We start from the raw sequence: 22,566 nt of genomic DNA on the forward strand, positions 1-22,566 counted from the left end.
TGGAGTGATGGACGCCAGCGGCCTTCCCCTCCTCGACCGGCGCATCGCGGACTGCAGGGCCTGCCCGCGGCTCGTCTCCTGGCGCGAGGAGGTGGCCCGGACCAAACGGGCCGCCTTCGCGGACTGGACGTACTGGGGCCGGCCGGTGCCCGGTTTCGGGCCGGCGGACGCCCGGCTGCTGATCGTCGGACTCGCCCCCGCCGCGCACGGCGGCAACCGCACCGGCCGGATGTTCACCGGCGACCGCTCCGGGGACGTGCTCTACGAGGCGCTGTACGACGTGGGCCTCGCCTCCCAGCCGACCGCCGTGCACGCCCATGACGGCCTGGAGTTGCACGGCGTGCGCGTCACCTCGCCCGTGCACTGCGCCCCGCCCGCCAACAAACCCACCCCCGAGGAGCGGGACACCTGCCGTCCCTGGTTCGTGCAGGAACTGCGGCTGCTGCGCCCGACGCTGCGGGCCGTGGTCGTACTGGGCGCTTTCGGCTGGCAGGCCGCACTGCCCGCGTTCGCCGAGGCCGGCTGGTCCGTGCCCCGGCCGCGCCCCGCCTTCTCCCACGGCGCCCGGTTCCACCTCGACGGCCTGGAGCTCTTCGGCTGCTTCCACGTCAGCCAGCGCAACACCTTCACCGGCCGGCTCACCCCCACCATGCTGCGCGACGTCCTGCGGACGGCCGGACGGGCGGCGGAGCTGACGACCCGGGGCGGTCAGGAAGCGGATGCTTCCCCAGGCGACTGAGGAGCGGCCTCCTCGCCGAACAGGTGGCGGACCGTGGAGCGGTAGTTGGTCCGCACATGCGTCAGCGCGTGCGCGCGGGCCCGGTCCGGGTCGCCCGAGGCGATGGCCTCGTACAGCTCGCGGTGTTCCACGAGGAGCTGGGGCCACTCCTCGTTGCGCCGGGTCATCCAGCGCAGCCGCCCGGCGACCGGTTCCAGGGCCTCGGTCAGCAGGCTGTTGCCGGCCATCGCCACGATGCGGTCGTGCAGCCGGCTGTTGATGTCGGTGATCGCCTCGGCGTCCCCGGCCTCGGTGGCGGCGGCCGCGCGGTCGATCAGCTCTTGGACCGCGGCCAGGTCCTCGGGGGTCGCGCGGGACGCGGCGAGTCCGGCGGCGTAGACCTCCAGGGCTTCTCGCAGTTCGAACAGTTCCTTGACGTCGGTCGGTGTGAGACGGCGTACTACCGTGCGGCGGGGCGTCTCGAAGTGGACGAAGCCCTCGGCCACGAGGGCCCGGATCGCCTCCCGGACCGGCACGCGCGAGACGCCGAAACGCTCCGCCAGCTCGCGTTCGACGAGGCGGTCGCCGGGAAGCAGGCTGCCCGCGATGATCTGCTGCCGCAGCTCGGACGTGACGCGTTCACGCACCGCTCCCAGGGGTTCGATCTTCGTCATGCAGCCCATCTTCGCCGACCCGAGGGGTCTTTTACGGAGCGTTAACAGGAGCGATATCCGTCAGAACTGTTGACGGCGAGACCATGGCGGCAGTTTGGTATACCAAACACGCTCGCCGTGCAGCTCCCCGCAGCGCAGCCCTCCGTCGTCCCTTGCTCTGGAGGCCCCGTGTCCCTCGCCGATCGTGCCGCACCCACCGGCACCCCTGCATTCGTCCCCGATCCCCGGCTCACCAACGAAGACCTCGCGCCCGCCGGCAAGCGCAACTGGAAGGTCTTCGACCTCTTCGCCATGTGGATGTCCGACGTCCACAACCTCGGCAACTACACCTTCGCCGCCGGACTGCTCTTCCTGGGCATGAACGTCTGGCAGATCTTCACGTCCCTGCTCGTCGGGTTCGTGATCATCTACATCGGCATGAACTGGATGGGGAAGATCGGCCAGCGCCACGGCGTGCCCTTCCCGGTGGTCAGCCGCATCGCCTTCGGCATCTGGGGCGCCAACATCCCGGCGCTGATCAGGGCCGTGATCGCCATCATGTGGTACGGCATCCAGACCTACCTCGCCTCCGTCGCCGTCAACGTGATGCTGCTGGCGGCCTGGCCCGGCCTGGAGTCGTGGACGCACAACTCCTTCCTCGGCCTGGACGCGCTCGGCTGGGTCTCCTTCATCGCCCTGTGGCTGGTCCAGGCGGCGATCATCAGCAGGGGCATGGAGTCGGTGCGCAAGTTCCAGGACTTCTGCGGCCCGGCGATCTGGCTCGTGATGATCGCGCTGGCCGTCTGGATCCTCGCCAAGGCCGGCTGGACGATCTCGCTCACCTCGACCCCGCACCCGGTGTCGGTCGGCGAGCAGTGGCGCCAGTGGTTCGGCGCGATCGGCCTGGTCCTCGCCACGTACGGCACCCTGATGCTCAACTTCTGCGACTTCTCCCGCTTCGCTCCCGACTACAAGTCCGTCAAGCGCGGCAACTTCTGGGGCCTGCCCATCAACTCCACGGCCTTCGTGATCGTGTCGGTCATCGTCACCGCCGGCGCGTTCGAGGTCTTCGGCAAGGAGATCACCGACCCCGCCTACCTCGTCGCCGAGATCGGCAACACGTGGGTGCTGGTGGTGGGCGCTCTGACCTTCGCCATCGCCACCATGGGCGTCAACATCGTCGCCAACTTCGTCTCACCGGCGTACGACCTGGCCAATGTGTGGCCGCAGAAGATCACCTTCAAGGTCGGCGGCATGATCAGCACCGTCGCGGCGCTGCTCGTCACCCCCTGGAACCTCTTCTCCAACCCGACCGTCGTGAACTACTTCCTCGGCGGCCTCGGCGCCTTCCTCGGGCCGCTGTTCGGCGTGATCATGGTCGACTACTACTGGGTCAAGCGCGGCCGCGTGAACGTCGACGAGCTCTTCGACGCGTCTCCGGGTGCCCGCTACCACTACCGCAAGGGCTTCAACCCCAAGGCCCTGTGGGCGTTCCTGCCCGCGGCCGGTGTCGCGGCGGTGCTCGCGCTGGTGAAGACCTTCAGCGACGTCGCCCCGTACTCCTGGTTCATCGGCACGGCACTCGCCGCCGGGCTGTACGCGGTCCTGTGCCGTCCCGAGCGCGCCACCGCGGAGGTCTGAGAGACGTGCGGATCGTCGTCACCAACTGCAACACCACGCAGGAGATGACCGAGGAGATCGTACGAGGTGCCCGGGCCGCGGCAGGTCCGGGCACCACCGTGACCGGACTGACCCCGGCCTGGGGACCGGCGTCCGCGGAGGGCTGGCTCGACAGCTACCTGTCCGCCGCCGCCGTCCTGGACACGCTGCGCACCTACGACGGACCGCAGTACGACGCCGTGGTCATGGCCGGATTCGGGGAGCACGGGAGGGAGGGCGTACGGGAACTGGTCGACGTACCGGTCGTCGACATCACCGAGGCCGCGGCGCATCTCGCGTGCCTCCTGGGCCGCCGCTACGGCGTCGTGACCACCCTGGAGCGCTCGTGCGGCCAGATCGAGGACAGCCTGGAGACGGCCGGCGTGGGGCGCAACTGCGCGGCGATCGTCGGCACGGGCCTGAACGTGCTCGACCTCGGTGACGAGAAGCGGACCGAGACGGCGTTCCTGGCCGCAGCCGAACGGGCCTGCGCGGCCGGGGCGGAGGTGCTCGTCCTCGGCTGCGCCGGCATGACCGGGCTGCAGCGGGTCGTCGGTCAGAAGCTGGGCCTGCCGGTCGTCGACGGCGTTGCCGCGGCGGTCAGACTGGCGGAGTCGCTGGTGGCGCTGGGCCTGACGACGAGCCGGGTCGGGAGCTACGCCCGGCCGCTGCCGAAACGGAGGCTGTGGGGGAGGCCGTCGCCTACTCGGGAACGACGGCTGTCGCCGTGATCTCCACCAACTGGCCGGTGTACCCGAGACACGCCACGCCGATCAGCGTCGACGAGTGCGGACCCGCGCTGAGACCGGACGCCTCGACCACGCTCCAGACGGCGGACAGCACGGCCGGCTCGCCGCTCACCACGTACACGTCGGTCGCCACGACGTGTCCCAGGTCGCTGCCGACCGCCGCCAGTTGCTCGCGCAGGTTGTCGATGACCTGTTCCGCCTGACGTACGGGGTCGCCGGGTCCCACGAGCGTGCCGTCCGGGCTCAGCGGTACGGACCCGGCGAGGAACGCCAGCCGCGTGCCGGCCTCCACGACGGACGCGTGGGAGTAGGCGGGCGGCGGGAAGAGGCTCGGGACGGTGACGCGGCGGATCACGTGAGGGCTCCGATCTGCGGGCGGCGGCACGACGACCACCGATCATGCGGGCCTCGGCACGTGCACGCACCCGTATTTCGGTACCCGGCGACCCTGTCGCCCCCTATGCTGCCGAGGCCCCGCCTGCCCACGTCCCGGCTGTGGCTGCCCGAGTCCCCCTGCCCGAGTCCCGCCCAAGTCCCGACTGCCCGGGGCCCGCCCGCCCAAGTCCCGACTGCCCGGGGCCCGCGCGCCCAGGGCCCGTCTGCCCAGGAGTCGCCGTGCCCGTCCTCCCGGACCACACCTTCCTCGCCGCTACCGCCGACCGCCTGGCCGCCCTGCCCGCCGTCGAGGCCGTCACCCTCGGCGGCTCCCGGGCCCAGGGCACCGAACGGCCCGACAGCGACTGGGACCTCGCGGTCTACTACCGCGGCGCCTTCGACCCGGCCGATCTCCGCGCGGTCGGCTGGGAGGGCGAGGTCTGCGAGCTCGGTGCCTGGGGCGGCGGCGTCTTCAACTCGGGCGCCTGGCTGACGATCGAGGGCCGTTCCGTGGACGTCCACTACCGCGATCTGGACGTGGTCGAACACGAGGCGGCGGAAGCGGAGGCGGGCCGCTTCCGTGTCGAGCCCCTCATGTTCCACCTGGCGGGCATCCCGACGTACCTGCTCGTCGCCGAACTCGCGGTCAACCGGGTGCTGCGGGGCGAGCTGCCCCACCCGGGCGCCTATCCGCGGGCCCTGCGCGAGAGCGCCCCCGCGCACTGGCACGGCACGGCCGCGGCCACCCTCGCCTACGCCAAGGCCGGTCACGCCCCGAAGGGCGCCGTCACCCAGGTCGCGGGCGGGATCGCGCTCGCCGCGACCCAGACCGCGCACGCGGTGCTCGCCGCGCGCGGGGAGTGGGTCACCAACGAGAAGGGCCTGCTCGCGCGGGCGGGGTTGCGCCAGGTGGACGCGGTCATCGGCGACCTGACGGACGATCCGGCCGCACTCACCCGGGCCGTCACCGACACCGAGACCCTCCTCGCCCGGGCCGTGGAAGCCGTCACCGCCGGGTGAACTGGACGCGGGTCGGCTGGACGGTGTCCGGGCGGATCGCGATGCCGTCGACGGTGAGCTGTTCGCCGTAGATGTCGGTGAGCCTGAGGGGACCGCCGCAGCCGGTGCCGCTCGGGGAGAGGAAGTAGTTGTACTCGGTTCGGGTGAGCCGGGTCCAGCCGCTGCCGGTCCTGACCTCCAGCCGGGCCAGCGGATTGCGGTGACCCAGTGCCTGGATGCCGCACCAGTGGGGGCTGGAGCCGGTCTTGTAGCGGATCGAGAGCGTCTGGGAGGTGGCGGGGCTCTGCAGGCTCCAGGTGATCGCTATCCGGCCCGCGGAGAGTCCGGCGAGCTTCGCGAACGCCTCCTTGCTCAGGTCGATCTGCCCGGGAGCGCAGGGCAGGGGGCACTCGTTGGTGATCCGGACGGTGACGGAGGCGCCGTTCGCCGCGCGGACCAGGATGTACGCCCCGCACGCCTTTGACGTCTCGTAGTCGGTGTGGTTCATCGCCGCGACCATGAGGTCGGGGCTCGGGCCGTAGAGGCAGGCCCCGTCGCCGTCCTTGGCGTCGTAGTGGGTGGCTACGCCGTTGTAGGTGGTGCCGGGCTTGATCCTCCCCGCCAGGGGTGCCGCGCCGGACGCCGGGCCCGGTGCGGAGGTCCGTGGCGTGGTGGCCGAGGGCTGCGCCGAGGGGGTGGTCGCGGCGGGCTTCGGAGCCTTGGGGGCCTTGGGGGCCTTGGAGGCCTTGCGTGCCTTGGAGGGCTTCGCAGCAGGTGTGGCCTTGTGGGGCGTCGGCGGGGAGGCGGGCCGGGCGCCGGCGGTGGCCTGGGACGCGGTGCGCACCGTGTCCGGTTCGCCGCCGGGGCGCAGGGTGATCACGAGGGAGACGAGGAGGCCCACGGCTACCGCGGCGACGGCGAGGACGAGGGCCGTGCGCCGCTTGCGGACGGGACGGCGGTGGGACGGTGATGCCACGGATGAGTCCTTCGGGTCCTTGCGTGGTTCGGGAGAACGCGCGCTCACGACTCACCAGTGGTCACCGGGCCCTGAAAGGTTGCCGCGGCCCGTCTCTTGATTGCGTACATAAAGAACTCCGGTTCCGAGCCGTCCGACACGTTCCGGAAACCTGTCCTCCAGGAACCCCGCCTACCGTGGACAGCCACACCCCGCCCCGGCCGCCGTCGCCCGAAGGCTCACCCCTGCCCTCGCCGAGACGACAGGAGCTCCGTGTCCCGCCGCATCGCCCCGAAGCTTCCGCCCTGGCTCGCGCACGCCCTGCGTGCCCAGCGGGGACCGGTGCCCTGGAACGCGGTGACGCGGGGGGCCCTGTCCGCCGGGCCCGTCCTGCTCGTGGCCGTGCAGACCGGTCTCACCTCCCTCGGAGTCGTCGCAGCCGTCGCCGCCATGCTCGCCGGGATCAACGACCGGCCCGGGAGCCGGCGCCTGTCGGTCAAGCGGATCGGAGCGCCCGCCCTGGGCGGTGCGACGGGCCTCGTCATCGGGACGTACACCGGGCAGGGGACCGGGGCGGTCGTCCTCACCGTGGTGCTCACCGTCGTCGGGCTCGTAGCCGGGGGGATGAGTGCCGTCGGGCCCGTCGCGTCCGCCGCCGGAACGCAGGTGCTGGTCGGCGCGGCGATCGGTGCCGGGATGCCCCTGCCGGAGCCCGGATGGGAGCGGGCGCTGGCCTTCCTCGTCGGCGCGGGGTGGCTGCTCGTGCTGCGGCTCGTCCTGCCCACGCCCGGCTCCCTCTCGGGTGACTTCCGGTTCGACGGGGAGCGGCAGGCCGTGGCGGGTGTGTACGAGGCCGTCGCCGATCTGCTCGACGCCGTCGGCGGACCGGACGCCCTCCGTCGCCGGGCCGCGCTCACCGCCGCCCTCGACCACGCACAGGACGCCCTGGCCGGGCCCCGGCTGCGGAGGTACGCCTCCTCATCCGCCGAGCGGCGGCTGCACGCGCAGTACGCCGCTGCCCTGCCCCTCGCGGAGGCCGCCACCGCCCTCGCCTGGGCCGAGGAGCCCGTCGCCGAACGGGCCTGCGAAGGCCCCCGGCGGCTCGCCGCCGCCGTGCGCGGCAACACCCACACCGGGCCGCTGCCCGCACCCTCCCGGTCGGCGCCCGCCCTGCGCGCCCTCGACGACGCCCTCCTGCACGCCGCCGAGGCGTTCGACCAGGGCCGGGGCGGCGATCTGCACACCCGGTCCCGCAGCGCCCGGGACCGGCTGCGCGCCGTCTTCGGCAGCGCCGGACGCGAGTACGGGCTGCGCGTCGCCCTCTGCTTCGGCGCCGGCTCCGCGGTCGCCCAGGCGCTGCACCGAGGCCAGTGGTACGGGCAGCACGAGCACTGGTACTGGCTGCCCGCCACGGTCGTCTTCCTGGTCAAGCCCGACCTCGGGCCGCTGGCCTCGCGCGTGCTGAACCGGGCCGCCGGGACCGTCCTCGGGGCGTTGCTCTTCGCCGGGCTCGCCGCCGTCCTGCCCCACCCCGAAGGGCTCATCGCGCTCGTCGCCCTCAGCGGAGCGCTGATACCCGTGGCCACCCGCCACTTCGCCGCCCAGACCGCCGTCGTCACCGTCCTGGTCCTCGCGCTCGTCATGGTCGGCGGCGAGCCCCAGGCCTCCGCCGGCCGGATCGGCGAGACGCTGCTGGCCTGCGCGATCGTGCTGATCGTCGGGCACCTGCCGATGCCCGGCCAGCGCGGCGGGGGAGTGCGCGCCCGGCTCGTGGCGGCGAACGAGGCCGCGTACGCCTACCTCACGCACGTGCTCGACGAGGCCGACGCCCCTCGTATCGGTAACTCGGGCACGCCCTCCGACCATCGCACCACCCGCTGGACCCTGCGCCGCGAGGCCTACCGCACCCTGGCCGAGGCCCGTTCGGCCATCTCCCGCGCCGCCCACGAACTGCCCGCCCTCGCCCGGCACACCGAAGGCGCGGACGAGGTCGCCGACCTCCTCGAACGCCTCGTCGACACCACGACCGCCTGCGCGGTGCACCTCGACGACACAGGCCGGATCGGGCCCCGCCACCAGGAGCGCCTCACGGCCGTCCTCACCGAACTCGCCGCACGAGGCGAGCGGGTGGGCCTGCGGCCGCCCCGGACACCCCTCGCCGGCTAGGACGCCCGGTGCGGTCACGGTGCTCAGCCGCCGATCCGCACCCACACCGGAGCGTGGTCCGATCCGGGCTCGCCCCGCCGCTCCACCGGGTCCGGGCCGACCGACGGCAGGCCGGGCGGGCCCTCGCCCGGCAGACCCGTGCCCGCCGCCGTCGCCCGGCGCACCAGGCGGTGGCTCAGCAGGACGTGGTCGATCAGCTCGCGCCGCCCGGAGTTCACCCGGGACCAGCGCTGCCCGGGCGGGATGAGCGGGGCCACGTCCCACAGCCGCGTCGCATCGCCCCGGTCGGGCCGGTCGTAGCCCGCCGTGCCGAGCTCCGAGCCGGGCGGGCCCAGCAGGATCTGTGTGGTCGCCGCCTGCACCTCGTCGTTCAGGTCGCCCAGTACCGCCACGTCCCGCTCCTGCCCGTCCCCGGCCAGCAGCTGGTCGGCGAGGGCGCGCAGGGCCGTCGCCTCGGCGGCCCGCCGGTACAGGGCATAGGCGCCGTAGCGGGCACGTTCGCCCTCGTCGCGAGGCTGGAAACGGCCGTTCGGGTACGACAGCAGCTTGGATTTCAGATGGCATACGGCCACCCGCAGCGGCCCGTCCCCGCCCTCGACCTCGACGGCCAGGACGCCCCGCCCCGTCTCCCCCGCGGTCAGCCCCGAATCGTCCGCCTGGACGGGACGCAGCTCCGCCGGGAACGCCCGCGTGTCGGCCACCACCGTCATCGCGACACGGCTGAGGAACCCGACCCGTATGCCCCGGCTGTCCGCGTGCTCGGACAGGGCGACATGCCATTCGTCGTCGAGCATCCCGGCCAGATCCTTCAGGGCCTCCGGGTCTCCGACCTCCTGCACGCCGAGCAGGGCCGGATCGAGCTCCGTGATCACGGCGGCGAGTGCGGCGAGCTTCGCCTCGTACCCGGCCTCGTCCTGCGGGCCGTACGGGCTGCCGGGCCGGTAGAGATTCTCCAGGTTCCAGGTGCCGAGGAGCATGCCGGGCTCCTTTCAGAAGCCGACAGTCGGGGTGGTGAGGCCAGGGTGCGCGCCCGGCCCGCCCCGCGACAGAGCCGTGACGGGATGTGCGGTTCGGCTCATGCCGCCCTACGACGTCGTCGTACGTTGGCGTGGTGACGCCTTCTGCCGCGGACGGTCCCGCCGAGCTCATCATCAGCGCATGTGCCGTCCTCGTGCACGACGATCAAGAGCGGATCGGGTTCGCCGAGGACGCCGCGATCGTCGTACGGAACGGCGTCGTCGAGGCGGTCACGACCACCGCGGAGGTCACGGACCTTCCGTCGACGGACGGATCCTCATGCGGGACCGGAGCTTCCTGACGATCGACGTGCCGGAGATGGTGCGGGAACTGCAGGAGCGCCTGCCCGCGCTCGTCGACCGCAGCCACGGCCGGTGCGTTCAGCGCTACGACCCCTGACGCCCCCGCGAAACTGCCCGGGAAATCCTCCCGGGCAGCGATGAGTTCCGCCCCTCCCGCCGGTCACCCTCCCGGACGGACCGATGTCACAGGAGGGCCCATGTCGCTTCCGGAAATCGTCTCGCGAGGCCAGTGGCGTGCGGCGCGCGCGGAACTGCTGCTCAAGGAGAAGGCCGCCACCCGCGCGCGGGACGCGCTCAACGCCGAGCGGCGCGGACTGCCCATGGTGGAGGTCGACGAGGAGTACGTGTTCGAGGGCGGGGACGGGAAGGCCACCCTGTTCGACCTGTTCGAGGGCCGGCGCCAGCTCGTCGTCTACCACTTCATGTTCGCGCCCGAGTGGGACGCGGGCTGCCGCAGCTGCTCCGGATTCCTGGATCAAATCGGGCATCTCGCTCATCTCCATGCGCGTGACACCTCGTTCGCGGCCGTGTCCCGCGCGCCCTACCCGAGGATCCTGCCGTTCAAGGCGCGGATGGGCTGGCCGCTGCCCTGGTACTCGTCGTACGGCAGCGACTTCAACCGCGACTTCGAGGTGACCCTCGAACGCGAGGGCGAGCTCGTCGAGCGGCCCGGCCTCAGCTGCTTCCTGCGGGACCGCGACCGGGTCTTCCACACGTACGCGACGTACGAGCGCGGCCTCGACGGCCTCGGCTCCACCACCAGCCTGCTGGACCTCACCGCCCTGGGCCGGCAGGAGGAGTGGGAGGAACCGAAGGGGCGCGCGTCGGCCTTTGGGGCGCCAGCGGGAAGTGAGGGCGTCCGGTATCACGACGAGTACGGCGACTGATACGGAAAGTGAACACATGCGCCAAGAGGCTGAGAGGTTGGTCACACTTGGCGGTGAACGCGTGTCAAGTACGTCTCAGAACCGTCACTTCGCGAGCCGTTCACTCCATGGTTGGCGTTTAACTCTACGAGTACAGCGCTACATGGAGGTGCAGGGTGAACGGGCGAACGGTGCTCGAGCGCTTTCCCGCCGGTGGGCCGCGTGGCTCCTGGCCTGCGGAGGAATTCGCGCAGGCGCGGCGCAGCGAGGGCCTGCCTGCCGAGGTCGTCATGGACCTCGCCACGGACATGTTCCTGGTGATCGTGCGCAGCGGGGACGCGGCCGACGTCACGGCCTGACGGGTGCCGTCAGCCCGCCTTCGGGGCCGGCACCTTCCTGGCCGGCGCGGGTGACGAGGCGAACTGCTCCGCCTGGAGCGCGTACAGCTCGGCGTAGAGCCCGCCGGTCGCCAGCAACTCCTCCGGCGTTCCCGACTCCACGAGCCGTCCCCGGTCCAGGACGTGCACCAGATCCGCGTGCCGCACGGACGCCAGCCGGTGCGTGATCAGTACGACCGTCTGGCCGCTGTCGGCCAGGGCGCGGATCCGCTCGAAGACCTCCAGCTCGGCCCGGGCGTCCAGGGCCGCTGTCGGCTCGTCCACGATCAGGATGCGGCCCCTGCGGTAGGCCGCCCGGGCGATGCCGAGCCGCTGCCACTGGCCGCCCGACAGCTCGTGCCCGCCGCTGAAGTTACGGGCGAGCAGCGTGTCCAGCCCGCGCGGCAGGTCCGCGACCACTGTCTCCGCCCCGGCCTCGGCGATCGACGCGGCCAGCCGGTCCTCGCACACGGGCACCGACGTACGTCCCAGTGCGACGTTCACCCGGGCCGTGAACGGCCACCGTTTGAAGTCCTGCGCCACCATCGCGATCCGTTCGGCCAGCAGGTGCCGGTCCGCGGTCGCCGCGTCCACGCCGTCCCACAGGATCCGCCCCCGCTCCGGCGTGTAGAGCCCGGCGAGCAGCTTGACCAGGGTGGTCTTGCCGGAGCCGTTCTCGCCGACCAGGGCCACGATCCGGCCCAGCGGCAGGGTGAGCGTCACGTCGTCCAGGGCGGGGCGGGCGGACTCGCCCGGGTAGCGGAAGGTGACGTTCTCGAAGCGGATCTCGCGCGGATCCTCCGGCAGCCGCGTGCCGCCCGCCGGGATCGCCCACTGGTCCGCCTCGGTGTACAGCCGGTGCAGATCGCCGACGAACAGCGCCTCCTCGTGCAGCGCGTTGACCTCCACCACCAGCGTGTCCAGGCTCTGCGAGCCGGTCCGGATCGCGATCACGGCCGTACCCGCCACCGACAGGGCCATCGCGCCCGCCAGCAACAGCCCGCCCAGCGTCGCGTACGTCGCCACCGTCGCCAGGCCCGTCCACGCCGCCGCGATCAGGCCGGTGCGCGCGGCGAGCCTCGCCAGGCGGGCCTGCTCGGCCTCGGCCGTCTCCGACATCGCGCGGAAGTGCCGCAGCAGGAAGGAGCCCACCCCGTGCACCCGGATCTCGGGGGCCGCCTCGGGCTCGATCAGCAGGCTGCCGAGCAGCCGGCCCGCGCGGGCGTGCTGCACCCAGGCGTGGAAGGACTCGTAGCGGCGCCGGGCGACGGTCAGCGCGCTCCAGGCGCTCGGGAGGGTCATCGTGACCAGCAGCGGCAGCAGGGCGGGGTGCAGCACGGTCAGCACGCCCGCCGCCGCGACCAGCGAGATCATCGCGTTGATCACGCGCGTCCCGTAGGAGATCATCCGGCGCGCGGAGGCGGCGCCGTACTGTGCGGTGTCCAGCAGCTTGTGGAAGGCGTGGTCCTCGATCGCGGCCAGTTCCACGGCCGCGGCCCGCTCCAGGTACTGCTCGGTCGCCACCCGCTCCACCTTGGGCTCCAGCCGGCCGGTGGCGTAGGTGCTCGCGGCCCGCAGCAGGGCTGCTAGGAACATCACGACGGCCACCGTGACCAGGGCGGGGACCGCTCCGCGCAGCCGGTCGTCGATCGGGCCGCCGCCCATCAGCCGGGCCAGCACGCTGTTCACCGCGAGCAGGCTCACCGCCTGCGCCAGGCCCCGGCCCGCCTCGGCGGCCAGCACGATCCGCGCGGCGCCCCGGTCGGCCTGCCGGGCGAGCCGGAAGCTGGCCGCGAGCAGGGACGGCAGCCGGGTGATCATGGCGCGGAAGTTCAGCTCCAGGAACGCGTCCGCGTGACTGTTCCAGCCCATGTCGTAGCGCAGTGGCCCGCCGAAGAGCAGCCGCTCCGACTCGGACACCTCCGGCGCCGTCCGCTTCTTCCTCACGGTCGACCGACCTCCCCCGCTCGGGCCCGTTCCTGAACGAACGGCCACTATCGCGGGGCGGACGCCACCCAGGGCAGGGCGTAGCCCGGGGCGCCGGATGCGCGCGGGCGCACGACCTGGCCGGGGGAGGTGCGGGGCGGCGCGGGGGTGTGGGGTGGTGGGGGGACGGGGGCCTGCGCTGGGGTTGAGGGGATCGGCGGTTGAGGGGATCGGCCCGAAGCCCGAAGGGGGCGCGCGCCGACGGTGCCGAGGCCTGTCGTGCGGGGCCGGGCGTGCGCAGGGGAGTGGGGGGGCAGCCGGTCGTGCGGGGCCGGGTGTGCGGAGGCGGGGTGGGCGGCGGCCCGTCGTGCGGGGCCGGGGCCGTTTACGCGCTGACCGGACGGGACCAGGACGGTGCCGTCCCCGTCGCGCGGCACAGGGCCAGGTAGAGGGGTATCGGCGGGGTGTACGGAAGGGTGCCGTCCGGGCGGTGGATCAGGTCGGGGATCTCCGGCAGGTCCGGGACGGCCGCACCGGTGACGTACCGCGACGGGGCGGGCCACTCCAGGGCGTGATCGGAGTCGGACGGCACCAGCCACCACCAGTGCGTCTCGTCGGCGTAGACGCAGCCCACGCGGGGCAGCCGCGGCATGACCAGCGGGCCGAGGGCGGCGGGCACGGCGACCGCGTCACAGCCCAGCGGGGCCGTCATGCCCTCGGGCACGGGCAGCCTCAGGGCCGGGCCGGGTGTCCGCAGCCCGCGGCGGACGCGCAGCAGCGTGTCCAGGTTCAGCACGCGGCCTCCCGGCGCGGGACTCATGCGTGCCCCCGCTCTCGGCGGCGCTGCTGCGGGGGGACCTCCGGGACTCCGCGCGTGTGGCGGGTCTCCTGACGGGTTCCGTCTTCGTCGTCCGAGTCGTCGGACGGGCCGCGCTTCGGGCGGGCGCCCCAGCCGAGGTCGGCACAGGGCTCGGCCGGATCGTTCGGCAGGTCCGCCGTGCGGGGCAGCTCGGCCCAGACCAGCAGCCCGGGGCCGTTCTCATGGGCGCCCCAGGAATGACAGAGGGCGTCGACGAGGAGCAGTCCCCTCCCGTGCTCCTCCTCGGGCCGTGTCCGGCTGGCGGCGTGGGGCTGGCCAGGGGCGCAGCCCTCGTCGCGCACGGCTATCCGCACCAGGTCGTCACCGTCGTGCAGCTCGCACACTATGTGGGTGCTCGCCGTGTGCACGATGGCGTTGGTGACCAGCTCGGAAACCACCAGGGCCGCGCTGTCGCACGTGTCCTCGCACACCGACCAGCCCGTCAGCCGGGCTCGGGTCAGGCGTCTGGCCTGGGCCGGAGAACCCGGATGTGCGGCCAGCTCGAAACGGAACCGGCGCTCGGCAGCGGCCCCGAGGGGGACCACTTCCGTGGCGGCGTCAAGCCCGAGAGGGCCTGCGGCGGCGTCTGTTCCTAAGGGCGCGGACGGAATCACGCTTGCCACTATCGCCCCGCCGTGAACACTTGGCAAGTGTCACTCTGAAAATTGCAGAGTGCTGTGTGACGGTCTGAAAGGCCGTGGCACACTGCTCGCAACAGCACCCCGCGCGGCGCCAGTTGAGATCGTCGAAGATTCGTTCGAAACCTTTGTTCGAATCAGTTCTTCGAAAGGGTCCTCGAATGGCGCCGCCGGGCTGTCAGCGTTCTTTTGTGACCGGCTCGTCAGAACTCTTTCCTGGAGGTGGAGCGTGAGTGAACCGCGGTCCGCGCCGACGGTCGGTCAGGTCGTCCTCGGCCGACGCCTGTTGGACCTGAGGGAACGCGCCGGGATGAAGCGCGAGGAGGCCGCGCGCATCCTCCGCGTCGCCCCCGCCACGGTCCGCCGTATGGAAATGGCCGAGGTCGCGCTCAAAATCCCCTACCTGCAACTGCTCCTCAAGGCCTACGGCATCTCCGACGAGGAGGCCGAGGCCTTCGTCCTGCTGGCCGAGGAAGCCAACCGGCCCGGCTGGTGGCAGCGTTTCCACGACATCCTGCCCGGCTGGTTCTCGATGTACGTGAGCCTGGAGGGCGCGGCCAGCGTCATCCGCAGTTACGAGCCCCATTTCGTCCCCGGGCTGCTGCAGACCGAGGACTACGCGCGCGGGGTGCTCCGGTCGGGCGCCATCGGTCAGACCCGGCCCGATGACATCGAGCGCCATGTCGCCCTGCGCATGCAGCGCCAGGACCTGCTCACCCGCGAGGACGCGCCGCGGCTGTGGGTCGTGATGGACGAGACCGCGCTGCGGCGCCCGGCCGGGGGTCCGGAGGTGATGCGGGCCCAGATCGACAAGCTGCTCGACGCCACGAACCTGCCCAACGTGACGCTGCAGATCGCCCCGTTCGCCAATGGGCCGCACCCGGGCACGTACGGGCCGTTCGTGCTGTTCCGATTCGCCATGCCCGAACTGCCGGACATGGTCTACAGCGAGTACCTGACCGGCGCGGTCTATCTGGACGCGCGCACCGAGGTGGCGACCCACCTCGAGGTCATGGACCGCATGGCGGCGCAGGCCGCTACGGCACATCGCACGAAGGAGATCCTCCAAGATCTCCGCAAGGAGCTGTGAATGGATCGCATCAAGCCGCGCAAACACGTCTACAACGGCATGCCCGCGCGCGACTTGGGCAGCGAAGGCTGGCACAAGCCGTGGAGCGGCGGGAACGGAGGCAACTGCCTGGAGGCGATGAAGCTCGCCGACGGCCGGATCGCCCTCCGGCAGTCCACCGACCCGGACGGACCGGCGCTGATCTACACCACCGCCGAGATGACGGCCTTCATCGAAGGGGCGAAGTCGGGCGAGGCGGACTTCCTGCTGTCCTGATGCGTACGTGCCGTTTTTTTGTCCTCAACTTTCCTACGCTGGTGCTGAATTGACCGCCCATTGCGCCTTACGGAGTGCCTCATGACCGGGCAGGACCCCACGTCGGCCGTCCAGGTCGACACGACCAGACCCCATCCCGCGCGGATGTACGACTGGTACCTCGGCGGCAAGGACAACTACCCGGTCGACGAGGAGATGGGCCGGCAGATGCTCACCCTCGACCCCAGGGTGCCGGTGATGGCCCGGGTCAACCGCGCCTTCATGCACCGCGCCACACGCTGGCTGGCCCGCAACGGCGTACGGCAGTTCCTGGACATCGGCACCGGCATCCCGACCGAGCCCAACCTGCACCAGGTCGCCCAGGAGACGGCGCCCGGCGCCCGGGTCGTGTACTGCGACAACGACCCCATCGTCCTGGCCCACGCGGCGGCGCTCCTGCGCGGCACGGACGAGGGTGCGACCGAGTACCTCCAGGCCGACGCGCGCGACCCGGACGCCATCCTGGAGGGCGCGAGGAAGGTCCTGGACTTCAGCCGGCCCGTCGCACTGTCGCTGGTCGCGCTGCTGCACTTCGTCTCCGACGAGGACGGCGCCCACGACCTGGTCCGCCGGCTGCTCGCCGAACTGCCCTCCGGCAGCTACCTGGTGATGACCCACGCCACCGCCGACTTCACCCCGGAGGAGTCGAAGGCGGCCACCGAGAAGCTGCGCGCCGCCGGCGTCACCCTGGCCCTGCGCTCCCGCGCGGAGTTCACCCGCTTCTTCGACGGCCTCGAACTCGTCGAGCCCGGCGTCGAAATGCCCCATCGCTGGCACCCCGAGCTGGGCGAGCCCGTGCCCGGGCAGGACGACGGGGTGATCCCGGGCTACGGGGCGATCGGTCTCAAGGCGTAGGCGTTTCCGGGTCCGCCAGGGTTCCGCTCCGGGCCGATCACGGTGGCGGCAGCGCACCGCACAGCGCCTCCAAGGCCGGCCCGTAGGCGTGCTCGGAGGGGGTCCCATACCCCACGACGAGCCCGTCGCCCACCGGCATGTCGGTCTCCGGGTGCCGGAACGCCGCGAGACCGTCGAGGGCGACACCCTGCCAGGCGGCGGCCTTGACCGCGGACGCCTCGGTGCCGGGCGGCAGCCGCAGCACCGCGTGCAGCCCGGCCGCGATCCCGGTGGCCTCGATGTGCGGCGCGTGCTCGGCGAGCGCCGCGACGAGCCGGTCCCGGCGGCCGCGGTAGCGCTGCCGCATCCGCCGCACATGCCGGTCGTACGCCCCCGAGGCGATGAAGTCCGCCAGGCACAGCTGGTCGAGGACGCTCACCCACGCCTCGCGCTCGCCCTTGGCGTCCAGCACGGCGCCGACGTACCGCTCCGGGAGCACCATCCAGCCCAGCCGCACCGCCGGCGACAGGCTCTTGCTCACCGAACCGATGTGGATCACCCGCTCGGGGTCGAGCCCCTGGACCGCGCCGACCGGCTTGCGGTCGTAGCGGAACTCCCCGTCGTAGTCGTCCTCCAGGACCACCCCGCCACGCGCGCGTGCCCAGTCGATCACGGCGGCCCGGCGCGCGGGGTGCAGCGGGCCACCGGTCGGGAACTGGTGTGCCGGCGTGAGCAGTACGGCCCGCTCGCGCTCCAACCGGTCGACCTGTGCGCCGTTCTCGTCGAGGGGGAGCGGCACGGTCCGCACCCCGGCCGCGGTCAGGATCTCCCGGTGGAACCCGAGCCCGTACGCCTCCACCGCCAAGGGCCCGCGCAGGACGCCGCCGCCGAACAGCAGCCGCAGCGCGTGCGCGAAACCGGAGCAGACCACGATCCGGCCCGGCGCGGTCCGCACCCCCCGTGCGCGCGCCAGGTACTCCGTGAGCGCCTCCCGCAGTTCCGGCCGCCCCGCGGGGTCGCCCGGCCCGAACACCTCGCGGGGCGCCTGCTGCAGAGCCCGCCGGTAGGAGGTCAGCCAGGCGGTGCGCGGGAAGGCCGAGGCGTCCGGCGTGCCCTGCGTCAGGTCGTGCCGGGGACCACGCGCGCGGGCAGGCGCCTTCCTGGGCACGCGAGCGGCGGGGCGCAGCGGCTCGGCGCGCTCGGCGACCCGGGTGCCCGAGCCCTGCCGCGCGGTGAGCCAGCCCTCCGCGACGAGTTCCGCGTACGCGTCCGCCACCGTGTTGCGGGCGACACCGAGGTCCGCCGCGAGCGAGCGGTACGGCGGCAGCCGCGTGCCCGGAGCGAGCCGCCCGCTGCGGACGGCCTCGCGCAGGGCCCGGATCAGCGCCGCGCGGCGGCCGCCCGGCCCGGTCAGCTCCAGATGCAGGTCGGACCCGATCCGCTCCGCCGTATTGACCCACGAATCCACCATGGAAATGCACCCTACAGCGGGTCTTTCCGGCTCGTAGGTTGAAGGACATGACGACGAACACGAGCACGGAGAGCACCCACGCGACGGCGAACCGGCTGGACTTCGGCGCGTCCGCACCGAAGGCCTTCCGGGCCCTCATCGCCTTCGACGCCGCCGCCCGCCAGGGCCTCGACCCGGCCTTGGTCGAGCTGATCCAGATCCGTTCCTCGCACCTCAACCACTGCGCGTACTGCCTCCATATGCACACCAACGACGCCCGCAAGGCCGGGGAGAGCGAGGACCGGCTCCACATGGTCGCCGTGTGGCGCGAGGCCCGTCATTTCTTCTCCGAGCGGGAGCAGGCGGCCCTCGCCCTCACGGACTCGCTGACACTCGTCGCCGACGCCGGCGTGCCGGACGACGTCTACGCGCAGGCGGCCGCGCGGTTCGACGAGCGCGAACTGGCCCAGGTCATCGCCCTGATCTGCACGATCAACACGTGGAACCGGGTGGCGCTGTCGACGGGGAAGGTCGCGGGGACGGACGAGCGGTGATCGTCCGCTGGGTGATCGGTGATCGGTGATCGGTGATCGGTGATCGTCCGCCCGGTGGGCGGTGATCGTGTGTCGGGTGAGCGGTGATCGTGTGTCGGGTGGGCGGTGATCGTGCGTCGGGTGCGCGGTGGTCGTCCGGCGGGTGGCGGCGGACTACACCACCATGGGCCGGTCGTACGGTCCGATCGGCGCCGGCAGCCTCGAACTGCCCGTCAGATGACGGTCGACGGCCGCCGCCACCGCCCGCCCCTCGGCGATCGCCCACACGATGAGCGACTGGCCCCGCGCCGCGTCGCCCGCGGCGAACACCCCGGGCACGTTCGTGGCGAATCCGGAGTCCCGCGCGATCGTCCCGCGGGGCTCCATCTCCAGCCCCAGCTGGTCGACGAGCCCGTCCCCCCGGTCGGGCCCGGAGAAGCCGAGGGCGAGCAGTACGAGGTCGGCGGGGAGCGTCCGCCCGGTGCCGTCCACCGGGCGGCGCCGCGCGTCCACCTCGACCAGGTGCAGCGACCGCACATGCCCTTGCGCGTCGCCGTCGAAGCGCAGCGTGGACGCCGCGAACAGCCGCGCGTCCGCGTTCGCGACCGGGGCGGTCCGCAGGTCACGGGCCTCTTCATGAGCGGCGGACAGCCGGTAGACCCGCATCGGGTACGTCGGCCAGGGCTCGGTGTCCTCGTCGCGCTCCGCGTCCGGCAGCGCGTAGATGTCCAGCTGGGTCACGGACGCGGCGCCCTCCCGGACCGCCGTGCCCAGGCAGTCCGCCCCGGTGTCGCCGCCACCGACGATGACCACGTGCTTCCCCGCGGCCGACAGCGGAGACGTCTCCAGATCACCCTCGCGCACCCGGTTGGCCAGCGGCAGGTACTCCATCGCCTGGTGGATCCCCGTCAGCTCCCGCCCGGGCACCTGGAGTTCACGCCAGGCGGTCGCCCCGGTGGCGAGCACGACGGCGTCGTAGCGGGTGCGCAACTCCTCCGCCCCGATGTCCCGCCCGACCGCCGTCGACGTCCGGAACTTCGTCCCCTCGTCCCGCATCTGCTCCAGCCGCCGCTCCAGATGGTGCTTCTCCATCTTGAACGCCGGGATGCCGTACCGCATCAGTCCGCCGAGCCGGTCGTCCCTCTCGTACACGGCGACCGTGTGCCCGGCCCGCGTCAGCTGCTGGGCCGCGGCCAGCCCGGTCGGGCCCGAGCCGATCACCGCGACGGTCTTGCCGGACAGCCGCTCCGGCGGCCTCGGTGGTGCGAAGCCCTCCTCCCATGCCCGGTCCGCGATGGCACACTCGACGTTCTTGATCGTGACGGCCGGCTGGTTGATCGCCAGCACACACCCCGCCTCGCACGGAGCCGGGCACAACCGCCCGGTGAACTCCGGGAAGTTGTTCGTCGCGTGCAGCCGGTCGGAGGCCGCCCGCCAGTCCTCCCGGGAGACCAGGTCGTTCCACTCGGGAATCAGATTGCCCAGCGGGCAGGCGTCGTGGCAGAAGGGGATGCCGCAGTCCATGCAACGGTCGGCCTGCTCGCTGATGATCGGCAGCAGTGCCCCGGGGACGTAGACCTCGTCCCAGTCCCGCGCCCGTTCCTCGACCGGCCTGCGCGGCCAGTCCTTACGGGGCGTGGTCATGAAACCCTTGGGATCGGCCATGGCCGTCTTCCTTGCGTGCGCGTGTGACGGGCCGTATGTCGTCCGGCCGCAGTCGGGCCGCACTCTCCTCGTGCGTCGTGCGTCGTGCGTCGTGCGTCGTGCGTTGTGTTCTGCGGGACTCCTTTCGCCACGATACGTCCGCCTCCCGGCCGGTGCCTGTCGCCGGGTGGTGCCGGATTCGGTGAGCCGCCGACGTCAGGTGAGCGCCAGCACGTACGCCAGCGCCGCCCCGGCCGAGGCGGCGGTACGGACGTGGTTCCACAGCGTCCACTCCCGCAGATACACCGGCCAGTACGCCGCCGCCTCCGGTGTGTCCGGCTCCAGCCCGGCCAGCGCGTCGTTGCGCGGCACGTTCGCGACCATGGTCAGCCCGAACGACCCGAACAGGTACAGGGCGCTGCCCACCAGCAGCTCCACCGTTCCCTCGTCCGGCCACAGCACGAACGTCACCACGGCGATCACCGCGCACAGCACGGCCGACCCGAGAAACACGATCATGAAGGGCGGAGTCACCGCGGCCACGTTGATCGCGTTCATCGCGGCGACCCCCTGCGCGGGCGGCAGCATGCCGAGGCCCCGCATCACGAAGGTCGAGAACCCGCAGAACACCCCTGCCACCAGGCCGGTCCCGAGCACCCCCAGCACCGTCAGCACGAAGTACGGTCCGTCGATCATGTCCCTCTCCCGCCCGTCGAGCCGGAGCCTGCCCGGCCACCCTTTCTCACCACAAGTGAAATCCCGTACGAGCACCGTGACCATGGCCGAGCGGCGCGGGGCCATAAGCACACGTCCACGGTTCACCGGTCCGCCCTCGCCCCACGGCCCACTCGGCTCGCGAAACGGCCGGGACGGACGCGCGGCGGCTCTGCGCGCCGCGCCGGAGCTTCACATCACCCCGTCGAACCGAGTCCCGCCCCGGTCCATCCCCCCAGCACCGCCGCCACCGTCGCCGCGATCCGCCGCCGCGCCTCGTGTCGCGGCACGCCGCTCATCAGCAGCCGGTCGTACGGCGTGTCGACGTGCCGTACGGACGCCACGACCGCCGAGGTCACCGCACCCTCGGTGAGCGCACGTCCCGCCGCGCTGCGGCCCACCCGGCCGCTGCCCCGCTCCGAGGCGTGCAGGGCGATGGCCCGTGCCCGATCGGCCGGGCACCCCGGAAAGAGCCGGAGTATCTCCGCCGCGAACGCCTGGGCGAACAGGGCGTCCTGGGCCGCCCGCCGCCGCGCGTCCCGCACCCGGCGTCGCCGTCTCGCCTCGACGTCCGCGAGGCACCGCTGCTCGGCCCGCGCCAGCGCCGCCTCCTCGACCAGAACACCCTGCCGCTCGTACCGGCTCTTGCGCCGGTTGAACCGCACGACCACCGCCGACAGGGCGCTCTCCTCCCTCGCTCTGCGCGTCAGCGCGGTGTCGCCGCTCGGCAGGAACACCAGATGTGCGAGGTCGGCGCAGTCCAGGCAGCGTGGGGCGCCGTCCTCCAGGACCAGCAGTGGCAGTGGCCCCCGTCGGCACTCGGCGCAGTACCGCCGCTTGAGGGGCTGGAAGACGAGGAGTCCGGTGTGGGGCGGGAGCGAGGCGCGGGGGACCATACCTGATGCATTCCCCGTGACGGCAGCCCGAACTGCGCACTTCAGGACGGACCCAGACGATCCGGCCGCTGCTCCGCCCAGGCGCCGGCCGGCGGGACGCCTCCTGTCCGGGCCTGACGCATCATGGGCCGTGTGCGACTCGAAGCGATCACCTGGGAACGGCTCGGCGACCTGCTCGCCGAGCGCCTGCTCGATCTGAAGCCCGCCGAAAGCAGTCCCTGGCCCCGCATCGCCTTCGACGGCGCCCCGGCCGCCCGCCCCGGAGACCTCGCCCACCTGGTCTCCCAGGCGCTGCGAGTGCGCGGCCGCTCCTCGCTCGTCGTCGGCACCGAGGGCTTCCTGCGCCCCGCTTCCGTACGGCTGGAGTACGGCCACCAGGACGTCGAGGCCTACTACAGCGGCTGGTACGACACGGGCGCCCTGTGGCGCGAGGTGTTCGGCCCGCTCGAAGCCGACGGCGACGGCCGCGTCCTGCCCGACCTGTGGGACCCGTCCGCCGACCGCGCCACTCGCAGCCCTTATGTCGAACTCCCGCCCGGCGGTGTGCTGTTGATGCATGGACCCTTCCTCCTTCGGCACTGGTTCCCCTTCGATCTGAGCGTCCACGTCCTCCTCTCCCGGGGCGCCCTGCGCCGCCGCACCCCCGAGGCCGAGCACTGGACCCTTCCCGCCTTCGAGCGCTACGAGCACGAGACGGATCCGGTGGAGACAGCGGACGTCCTGGTGCGGGCCGACGACCCGCGTCATCCGGCGTGGAACGGCTGAGGCGCGGCCGGTGTCCGGTGGCGACTCGTGCTCGGTGCCGACCCGTGGGCCGTCGGCTTCCGTGTGCGGGCATCCGGCTGCGCGGCG

General features: G+C 72.5%; 24 protein-coding genes. 13 read left to right on the forward strand and 11 right to left on the reverse strand.

Going from position 1 to position 22,566, the window contains the following annotated elements:
• The first annotated feature begins 7 nt into the window (after positions 1 to 7).
• Entirely contained in the window at positions 8 to 739 is a 732-nt protein-coding gene (locus FDO69_RS10225) for a uracil-DNA glycosylase (RefSeq protein WP_104779448.1), read from the forward strand.
• On the opposite strand, the gene FDO69_RS10230 is transcribed toward FDO69_RS10225, so the two are convergent.
• Positions 709 to 1,392 (reverse strand): GntR family transcriptional regulator, encoded by a 684-nt coding sequence (locus FDO69_RS10230; RefSeq protein WP_104779449.1) that lies wholly within the window; start codon positions 1,390 to 1,392, stop codon positions 709 to 711. The two genes, FDO69_RS10225 and FDO69_RS10230, sit on opposite strands and share 31 nt — an antisense overlap.
• Before the next feature lie 168 nt (positions 1,393 to 1,560).
• On the opposite strand from FDO69_RS10230, the gene FDO69_RS10235 reads away from it, so the two are divergent.
• The gene (locus tag FDO69_RS10235; protein ID WP_104779450.1) at positions 1,561 to 3,012 is read left to right on the forward strand and encodes an NCS1 family nucleobase:cation symporter-1; all 1,452 of its coding nucleotides are present in this window, start codon (positions 1,561 to 1,563) and stop codon (positions 3,010 to 3,012) included.
• A gap of 5 nt (positions 3,013 to 3,017) precedes the next feature.
• Positions 3,018 to 3,761 carry an aspartate/glutamate racemase family protein gene (locus FDO69_RS10240; RefSeq protein ID WP_104779451.1) on the forward strand — a complete coding sequence of 248 codons (744 nt, stop codon included), beginning with the start codon at positions 3,018 to 3,020 and terminating at the stop codon, positions 3,759 to 3,761.
• On the opposite strand, the gene FDO69_RS10245 is transcribed toward FDO69_RS10240, so the two are convergent.
• Complete coding sequence (locus FDO69_RS10245; RefSeq protein WP_104779452.1) at positions 3,733 to 4,134, reverse strand: RidA family protein; 402 nt, start codon at positions 4,132 to 4,134, stop codon at positions 3,733 to 3,735. The two genes, FDO69_RS10240 and FDO69_RS10245, sit on opposite strands and share 29 nt — an antisense overlap.
• 260 nt (positions 4,135 to 4,394) lie before the next feature.
• Between FDO69_RS10245 and FDO69_RS10250 the strand changes: the two genes are divergently transcribed.
• Positions 4,395 to 5,174 carry a nucleotidyltransferase domain-containing protein gene (locus tag FDO69_RS10250; RefSeq protein ID WP_104779453.1) on the forward strand — a complete coding sequence of 260 codons (780 nt, stop codon included), beginning with the start codon at positions 4,395 to 4,397 and terminating at the stop codon, positions 5,172 to 5,174.
• Here FDO69_RS10250 and FDO69_RS10255 read toward each other — a convergent pair.
• Positions 5,161 to 6,129: an expansin EXLX1 family cellulose-binding protein gene (locus FDO69_RS10255; protein WP_104779454.1), complete on the reverse strand. Its 969-nt coding sequence runs from the start codon at positions 6,127 to 6,129 to the stop codon at positions 5,161 to 5,163. The two genes, FDO69_RS10250 and FDO69_RS10255, sit on opposite strands and share 14 nt — an antisense overlap.
• 252 nt (positions 6,130 to 6,381) lie before the next feature.
• On the opposite strand from FDO69_RS10255, the gene FDO69_RS10260 reads away from it, so the two are divergent.
• Positions 6,382 to 8,274 (forward strand): FUSC family protein, encoded by a 1,893-nt coding sequence (locus FDO69_RS10260; RefSeq protein WP_104779455.1) that lies wholly within the window; start codon positions 6,382 to 6,384, stop codon positions 8,272 to 8,274.
• Between the two features lie 23 nt (positions 8,275 to 8,297).
• Here FDO69_RS10260 and FDO69_RS10265 read toward each other — a convergent pair whose 3' ends face one another.
• Positions 8,298 to 9,251 carry an endonuclease/exonuclease/phosphatase family protein gene (locus FDO69_RS10265; protein ID WP_104779456.1) on the reverse strand — a complete coding sequence of 318 codons (954 nt, stop codon included), beginning with the start codon at positions 9,249 to 9,251 and terminating at the stop codon, positions 8,298 to 8,300.
• Positions 9,252 to 9,385: 134 nt separating this feature from the next.
• Here FDO69_RS10265 and FDO69_RS10270 point away from each other — a divergent pair, with 134 nt between their 5' ends.
• The 3 genes from FDO69_RS10270 to FDO69_RS10280 all read left to right on the forward strand — a co-directional run bounded on the left by FDO69_RS10270 (position 9,386) and on the right by FDO69_RS10280 (position 10,818).
• Positions 9,386 to 9,592 carry a hypothetical protein gene (locus FDO69_RS10270; protein WP_324826425.1) on the forward strand — a complete coding sequence of 69 codons (207 nt, stop codon included), beginning with the start codon at positions 9,386 to 9,388 and terminating at the stop codon, positions 9,590 to 9,592.
• Positions 9,593 to 9,790: 198 nt separating this feature from the next.
• Entirely contained in the window at positions 9,791 to 10,480 is a 690-nt protein-coding gene (locus FDO69_RS10275) for a DUF899 domain-containing protein (protein ID WP_104779457.1), read from the forward strand.
• A 155-nt stretch (positions 10,481 to 10,635) separates the two neighbouring features.
• The gene (locus FDO69_RS10280) at positions 10,636 to 10,818 is read left to right on the forward strand and encodes a hypothetical protein (RefSeq protein ID WP_104779458.1); all 183 of its coding nucleotides are present in this window, start codon (positions 10,636 to 10,638) and stop codon (positions 10,816 to 10,818) included.
• Between the two features lie 9 nt (positions 10,819 to 10,827).
• Here the strand turns inward: FDO69_RS10280 and FDO69_RS10285 are convergent, their stop codons facing one another.
• From FDO69_RS10285 to FDO69_RS10295, 3 genes are all read right to left on the reverse strand, one after another.
• Positions 10,828 to 12,783: an ABC transporter ATP-binding protein gene (locus FDO69_RS10285; protein ID WP_104779459.1), complete on the reverse strand. Its 1,956-nt coding sequence runs from the start codon at positions 12,781 to 12,783 to the stop codon at positions 10,828 to 10,830.
• 364 nt (positions 12,784 to 13,147) lie between these two features.
• Positions 13,148 to 13,582 carry a hypothetical protein gene (locus FDO69_RS10290; RefSeq protein WP_104779460.1) on the reverse strand — a complete coding sequence of 145 codons (435 nt, stop codon included), beginning with the start codon at positions 13,580 to 13,582 and terminating at the stop codon, positions 13,148 to 13,150.
• Entirely contained in the window at positions 13,579 to 14,244 is a 666-nt protein-coding gene (locus tag FDO69_RS10295; RefSeq protein WP_104779461.1) for an ATP-binding protein, read from the reverse strand. Before FDO69_RS10295 ends, FDO69_RS10290 begins: the two co-directional genes overlap by 4 nt.
• A 244-nt stretch (positions 14,245 to 14,488) precedes the next feature.
• Between FDO69_RS10295 and FDO69_RS10300 the strand changes: the two genes are divergently transcribed.
• The 3 genes from FDO69_RS10300 (at position 14,489) to FDO69_RS10310 (ending at position 16,498) form a co-directional block, all read left to right on the forward strand.
• On the forward strand, positions 14,489 to 15,349 hold the full coding sequence (locus FDO69_RS10300) for a helix-turn-helix domain-containing protein (RefSeq protein ID WP_104779462.1): 861 nt from the start codon (positions 14,489 to 14,491) through the stop codon (positions 15,347 to 15,349).
• Positions 15,350 to 15,604, forward strand: coding sequence for a DUF397 domain-containing protein (locus FDO69_RS10305; RefSeq protein WP_104779463.1), 255 nt, complete (start codon positions 15,350 to 15,352; stop codon positions 15,602 to 15,604). It begins immediately after the preceding gene.
• Positions 15,605 to 15,685: 81 nt separating this feature from the next.
• Positions 15,686 to 16,498 (forward strand): SAM-dependent methyltransferase, encoded by an 813-nt coding sequence (locus FDO69_RS10310; protein ID WP_104779464.1) that lies wholly within the window; start codon positions 15,686 to 15,688, stop codon positions 16,496 to 16,498.
• A gap of 37 nt (positions 16,499 to 16,535) precedes the next feature.
• Here the strand turns inward: FDO69_RS10310 and pdxR are convergent, their stop codons facing one another.
• Positions 16,536 to 17,948 (reverse strand): MocR-like pyridoxine biosynthesis transcription factor PdxR, encoded by a 1,413-nt coding sequence (gene pdxR, locus FDO69_RS10315; protein ID WP_104779465.1) that lies wholly within the window; start codon positions 17,946 to 17,948, stop codon positions 16,536 to 16,538.
• 47 nt (positions 17,949 to 17,995) lie between these two features.
• Between pdxR and FDO69_RS10320 the strand changes: the two genes are divergently transcribed.
• Positions 17,996 to 18,481 (forward strand): carboxymuconolactone decarboxylase family protein, encoded by a 486-nt coding sequence (locus FDO69_RS10320; RefSeq protein WP_104779466.1) that lies wholly within the window; start codon positions 17,996 to 17,998, stop codon positions 18,479 to 18,481.
• A gap of 153 nt (positions 18,482 to 18,634) precedes the next feature.
• Here the strand turns inward: FDO69_RS10320 and FDO69_RS10325 are convergent, their stop codons facing one another.
• The 3 genes from FDO69_RS10325 to FDO69_RS10335 all read right to left on the reverse strand — a co-directional run bounded on the left by FDO69_RS10325 (position 18,635) and on the right by FDO69_RS10335 (position 21,714).
• Positions 18,635 to 20,125 (reverse strand): glutamate synthase subunit beta, encoded by a 1,491-nt coding sequence (locus FDO69_RS10325; protein ID WP_104779467.1) that lies wholly within the window; start codon positions 20,123 to 20,125, stop codon positions 18,635 to 18,637.
• A 195-nt stretch (positions 20,126 to 20,320) separates the two neighbouring features.
• Positions 20,321 to 20,800: an anthrone oxygenase family protein gene (locus FDO69_RS10330; RefSeq protein WP_104779468.1), complete on the reverse strand. Its 480-nt coding sequence runs from the start codon at positions 20,798 to 20,800 to the stop codon at positions 20,321 to 20,323.
• Between the two features lie 215 nt (positions 20,801 to 21,015).
• On the reverse strand, positions 21,016 to 21,714 hold the full coding sequence (locus FDO69_RS10335) for a DUF2293 domain-containing protein (protein WP_104779469.1): 699 nt from the start codon (positions 21,712 to 21,714) through the stop codon (positions 21,016 to 21,018).
• 123 nt (positions 21,715 to 21,837) lie between these two features.
• Here FDO69_RS10335 and FDO69_RS10340 point away from each other — a divergent pair, with 123 nt between their 5' ends.
• Positions 21,838 to 22,479 carry a nucleoside/nucleotide kinase family protein gene (locus FDO69_RS10340; RefSeq protein ID WP_104779470.1) on the forward strand — a complete coding sequence of 214 codons (642 nt, stop codon included), beginning with the start codon at positions 21,838 to 21,840 and terminating at the stop codon, positions 22,477 to 22,479.
• Positions 22,480 to 22,566 lie beyond the last annotated feature (87 nt).

The sequence above is a fragment of the Streptomyces tibetensis genome, from assembly GCF_007655005.1.
Taxonomy (GTDB): domain Bacteria; phylum Actinomycetota; class Actinomycetes; order Streptomycetales; family Streptomycetaceae; genus Streptomyces; species Streptomyces tibetensis.

Bases quoted from the DNA above. Each gene is read 5' to 3' on its own strand.
- FDO69_RS10225 (WP_104779448.1), top strand. From the start codon at position 8: ATGGACGCCAGCGGCCTTCCCCTCCTCGACCGGCGCATCGCGGACTGC.
- FDO69_RS10230 (WP_104779449.1), bottom strand. From the start codon at position 1,392: ATGACGAAGATCGAACCCCTGGGAGCGGTGCGTGAACGCGTCACGTCC.
- FDO69_RS10265 (WP_104779456.1), bottom strand. From the start codon at position 9,251: ATGCTCCTCGGCACCTGGAACCTGGAGAATCTCTACCGGCCCGGCAGC.
- FDO69_RS10275 (WP_104779457.1), top strand. From the start codon at position 9,791: ATGTCGCTTCCGGAAATCGTCTCGCGAGGCCAGTGGCGTGCGGCGCGC.
- FDO69_RS10290 (WP_104779460.1), bottom strand. From the start codon at position 13,582: ATGAGTCCCGCGCCGGGAGGCCGCGTGCTGAACCTGGACACGCTGCTG.
- FDO69_RS10305 (WP_104779463.1), top strand. From the start codon at position 15,350: ATGGATCGCATCAAGCCGCGCAAACACGTCTACAACGGCATGCCCGCG.
- FDO69_RS10310 (WP_104779464.1), top strand. From the start codon at position 15,686: ATGACCGGGCAGGACCCCACGTCGGCCGTCCAGGTCGACACGACCAGA.
- pdxR (WP_104779465.1), bottom strand. From the start codon at position 17,948: ATGGTGGATTCGTGGGTCAATACGGCGGAGCGGATCGGGTCCGACCTG.
- FDO69_RS10320 (WP_104779466.1), top strand. From the start codon at position 17,996: ATGACGACGAACACGAGCACGGAGAGCACCCACGCGACGGCGAACCGG.
- FDO69_RS10325 (WP_104779467.1), bottom strand. From the start codon at position 20,125: ATGGCCGATCCCAAGGGTTTCATGACCACGCCCCGTAAGGACTGGCCG.
- FDO69_RS10330 (WP_104779468.1), bottom strand. From the start codon at position 20,800: ATGATCGACGGACCGTACTTCGTGCTGACGGTGCTGGGGGTGCTCGGG.
- FDO69_RS10335 (WP_104779469.1), bottom strand. From the start codon at position 21,714: ATGGTCCCCCGCGCCTCGCTCCCGCCCCACACCGGACTCCTCGTCTTC.
- FDO69_RS10340 (WP_104779470.1), top strand. From the start codon at position 21,838: ATGGGCCGTGTGCGACTCGAAGCGATCACCTGGGAACGGCTCGGCGAC.